Below are 736 nucleotides of genomic sequence, written 5' to 3'. Positions count from 1 at the left end.
AAAAAGCAGTCAATCCTAAGACTAACTGCTTTTTAAAACATATAAGAACTTATATTTTATTTTGAGAAAAACACACCATAAAGAACGATAAGTGAAAAAAATATTAGCACTCCAGTTCCAATTATATAACATAGTCTAATAAATTTTTTTCCCTCATTTATATCATCGTATATGGAAGATAATTTTTCATTATTTAAATTTTTTTCTCTTACTTCTTGCACGTCAATATCTCTTACCAGTTCATCTAATGTCAATCCAAAGAAATCACTCAATAATACTAATCGTTGAAAATCTGGGTATGATTGACAAGACTCCCATTTTGAAATTGTTTGTCTGGAAACCTTTAGTTCATTTCCCAATTCTTCTTGTGAAAGACCTTTGGACTTTCTTAAATTTATCAGTTTTTCATTAAAGTTCATAAGTAGCCTCCTAAAATAAATTATATTTGCGACCGCAAAATGAGTATTGCAAATATGATGATTTCTTTCAACCAACCTTTGTTGGCAATTTGTCAACCATTCATTACATCAGTATAATTCACTAATATTTGTCATAAAGTAAAGAAATATTAACCACATATAAGTTCATTTTTCATGCTCCAATTATAGCATTCTCATATCAGCACCACAATAAAATTTTACGTACCGATAATCTTATTGAACAGCTCCAACAGACACTATTTCATTACTCCAATCTGAAATTTTGGTAAGAAAAAAGCAGTCAATCCTAAGACTAA

At 28.8% G+C, this 736-nt stretch carries 1 protein-coding gene; it reads right to left on the bottom strand.

Going from position 1 to position 736, the window contains the following annotated elements; genetic code table 11:
* Positions 1-56 precede the first annotated feature (56 nt).
* Positions 57-419, bottom strand: a complete 363-nt coding sequence (locus HMPREF0373_RS12905) for a helix-turn-helix domain-containing protein (protein WP_021422740.1) — start codon at positions 417-419, stop codon at positions 57-59.
* Positions 420-736 lie beyond the last annotated feature (317 nt).

This window comes from Eubacterium ramulus ATCC 29099 (assembly GCF_000469345.1).
Lineage (GTDB): Bacteria > Bacillota > Clostridia > Lachnospirales > Lachnospiraceae > Eubacterium_I > Eubacterium_I ramulus.
Note: the sequence above shows the minus strand (reverse complement) of the source record. Positions and strands in the feature narration are given on the sequence as shown.

Bases quoted from the DNA above. Each gene is read 5' to 3' on its own strand.
- HMPREF0373_RS12905 (WP_021422740.1), bottom strand. From the start codon at position 419: ATGAACTTTAATGAAAAACTGATAAATTTAAGAAAGTCCAAAGGTCTT.